This is a genomic window from Microbacterium aureliae (assembly GCF_054780155.1).
The window spans coordinates 1-2,707 of the sequence record NZ_BAAGWW010000006.1 but is presented as its reverse complement, the minus strand read 5'-3'; the positions used below and the strand labels follow the sequence as shown (position 1 = coordinate 2,707).

Sequence of the window (2,707 nt, the reverse complement as noted above, 5' to 3'; positions counted from 1 at the left end):
GGGTCAGCCGCCCGCCGTGGCCCCCGCCGGCTCCGGCGCCACCGACGTGAACGCGTCGAACGCCTGCGCGAGGTCGGCGATGAGGTCGTCGGCGTCCTCGAGCCCGACCGACAGTCGGACGATGTCGGTCGTCGGCTTGGCGTCACCCGCGACGGGTCGGTGGGTGAGGGCGGCCGGATGCTGGATGAGCGAGTCGACGCCGCCGAGCGAGACGGCGTGGGTGAACAGCCGCACGCCGGTCGTGAGCGCGGCGGCAGCGTCGAAGCCGCCGTGCAGGCGGACGGCGATCATCGCGCCCGTCCCGCGCATTTGGCGTCCGAGCAGCCCGCGCGGGTCTCCGTCGTGGCCGGGGTAGAACACCTCGGCGACCGCCGGCTGCGTGCTCAGCCATCCCGCGATGCGCATCGCCGACTGCTGCTGCGCGCGTACGCGCACGGGCAGGGTCGGGATGCCGCGCTGCAGCAGGTACGCGGCGAGCGGATGCAGCACCGCGCCGGTGATCGCGCGGACGCACCGCAGGGCGGCCGCCCACTCCTCGGAGCACGCGACGACGCCGCCCATCGCGTCGCCGTGACCGCCGAGGTACTTCGTGGCGCTGTGGAGCGACATGGCCGCACCGAGGTCGAGGGGGTTCTGCAGGATGGGTGTGGCGAAGGTGTTGTCGACGAGCACCGGCACGCGGCCGCTCTGGCCGACGACCGAGGCGATGTCGACGAGGTCGAGGGTGGGGTTGGCGGGGGTCTCGACGATCACCAGGGCCGTGTCCGCCCGCATCGCCCCCGCGACGTCGCCCTCGGCGCAGTAGGTGACCTCGGTGCCCAGCAGCCCGGACGCCAGCAGGTGATCCGTGCCGCCGTACAGCGGGCGGACGGCGACGACGTGCCGGCCTCCGGTCTCGGACACCGCGGCGAGCACGGATGCCGTGACCGCCGCCATGCCCGAGGCGAAGGCGACCGCGGCCTGGGCGTGCTCGAGCGCGGCCAGCGCGTCCTCGAATCGAGCCACCGTCGGGTTCCACAGTCGCGCGTAGACGAAGCCGCCGTCCTCGAGCGGGGCGCCGCCGGTGGCCATGGACTCGTACGAGTCGCCGCCGCGGATGATGTCCGGCAGGGGGTTGGTGGTCGACAGGTCGATCGGCAGGGCGTGGACGCCGAGGGCCTGCAGGTCGTCGCGGCCGGCGCGGACGGCGGTGGTGTCGGCGCCGAGAGTGAAGGGGTGCATCCCTCCAGGGTGCGTCCAAGGGCAAGCTTGCGCCAGAGGTCTTGCTGAGCGAGCATCGAAAGGCGTCTGAGATTGGTCCGCAGGGAACCACAGACGACGAGAAGGAGGCTCGGTTGACGAATGCGCAACGCCCGCTCGCGAGCAGGCTCGACGCCCTCGACGGCTCGCTGCTCGAGCGCATCGCCGTCGACGCGGCGGTGACGAACAAGGAGCTGGCCGCCGAGCTGGGCGTTCCGGAATCGACGTGCGCGTATCGACGCCGCCTGCTGCGCGAGCGGGGGGTGATCAGCGGCGCGCAGGCCGTCATCGATCCCGCCGCGCTCGGCTATCCACTCCAGGCGGTCGTCACCGTCCGGCTGGGCAGTCACAGCAAAGAGCTCGTCGAGGAGTTCTCGGACGCGATCGTGAAGACCCCTCGCGTCCTCCAGGTGTTCCACGTCGCCGGCAGCGCCGACTTCCTCGTCCACGTCGCCGTCGAGAGCCCCGAGATGCTGCGCGACATGGTGCTCGAGCACATCACGGTGCACCGCGGGGTCCGTCAGACCGAGACCCAGCTGGCGTTCGACGTGCGTCGCGGCGTCGGTGTGCCGCTCGGCGCAGACGCCGAGGCCGCGGCAGGATGACGGCATGCACACGCTGACCGATGAGGGGGCGCGATTCGTCGCCGACCGCCACCTGGCGACGCTCTCGACCATCGCGCCGTCCGGTCTGATCCACGCGGTGGCGGTCGGATTCACGCTCTCGGACGGCCACGTGAGGATCATCACGAGCGATGGGACGCAGAAGGTGCGCAACGTAGAACGGCGGGCACTCGCCACCGTCGCCCAGGTGGACGGCGCTCGCTGGCTGAGCCTGGCGGGACGTGCGGTCATCGACAGAGACCCGGATGCCGTCGCCCACGCCGAGGAGCTCTACGCCCGGCGCTACCGCACGCCGCGTCCGAACCCCCGTCGCGTCGTCATCCGGCTGGTCCCCGAGCGGGTCCTCGGCTCGTCGGGACTCGCGGACTGAGGGGCGACACGCCCGGGGAGCGGGCCTGATTTGCCGGTCACCCGGACGCCACGTAATGTTCTTGTTGTTCGCCCCAAAGGGAAGAGCGGAGAGGCCGAGGCCCCGCCCCCCTCAAGCAGCGGACCACCCCCCATCTCATGAAAACCGACTCGCGTCGGGTCTCTTCGGTGGAGGTTCCCTGCGTGCCTTGATCACTCTTCGGAGCGATCGCACAGCGCGCAACGCCACGGCGTGTCGATTTGACAAGAGCCGAGCGGGGGATAAGATAGTGAAGTTGCCCTTCGGGGGAGGCCTGGTGGTCTTCCTGGGGGAGCGTCCGATCCTTGAGAACTCAACAGCGTGCACTTGTCAAATGCCAAATAACCTCGTCCAGCTTCGGCTGGTTTGAGATTCCTTTGGATCAATTTATGGATGTCAGTGACATTCGTTTTTGGTCAGGTTGAACTCGCTGCTTTCTGCCTTATTCCGGTGGTTG

The 2,707-nt window shown here is 69.9% G+C and carries 3 protein-coding genes; 2 read left to right on the top strand and 1 reads right to left on the bottom strand.

From position 1 onward, the window contains the following. Positions 1–3 precede the first annotated feature (3 nt). Entirely contained in the window at positions 4–1,221 is a 1,218-nt protein-coding gene (locus tag ACYVF4_RS13235) for a trans-sulfuration enzyme family protein (RefSeq protein WP_460723553.1), read from the bottom strand. A 113-nt stretch (positions 1,222–1,334) separates the two neighbouring features. Here ACYVF4_RS13235 and ACYVF4_RS13230 point away from each other — a divergent pair, with 113 nt between their 5' ends. Together ACYVF4_RS13230 and ACYVF4_RS13225 are read left to right on the top strand one after the other, a co-directional pair. Further along, complete coding sequence (locus ACYVF4_RS13230) at positions 1,335–1,844, top strand: Lrp/AsnC family transcriptional regulator (protein WP_460723551.1); 510 nt, start codon at positions 1,335–1,337, stop codon at positions 1,842–1,844. A 4-nt stretch (positions 1,845–1,848) separates the two neighbouring features. Further along, entirely contained in the window at positions 1,849–2,232 is a 384-nt protein-coding gene (locus ACYVF4_RS13225) for a TIGR03618 family F420-dependent PPOX class oxidoreductase (RefSeq protein WP_460723549.1), read from the top strand. Positions 2,233–2,707: the final 475 nt, after the last annotated feature.

What these genes read in the sequence shown, in the direction of transcription:
- ACYVF4_RS13235 (WP_460723553.1), bottom strand. Translation starts at nt 1,221, where the DNA reads ATGCACCCCTTCACTCTCGGCGCCGACACCACCGCCGTCCGCGCCGGC.
- ACYVF4_RS13225 (WP_460723549.1), top strand. Translation starts at nt 1,849, where the DNA reads ATGCACACGCTGACCGATGAGGGGGCGCGATTCGTCGCCGACCGCCAC.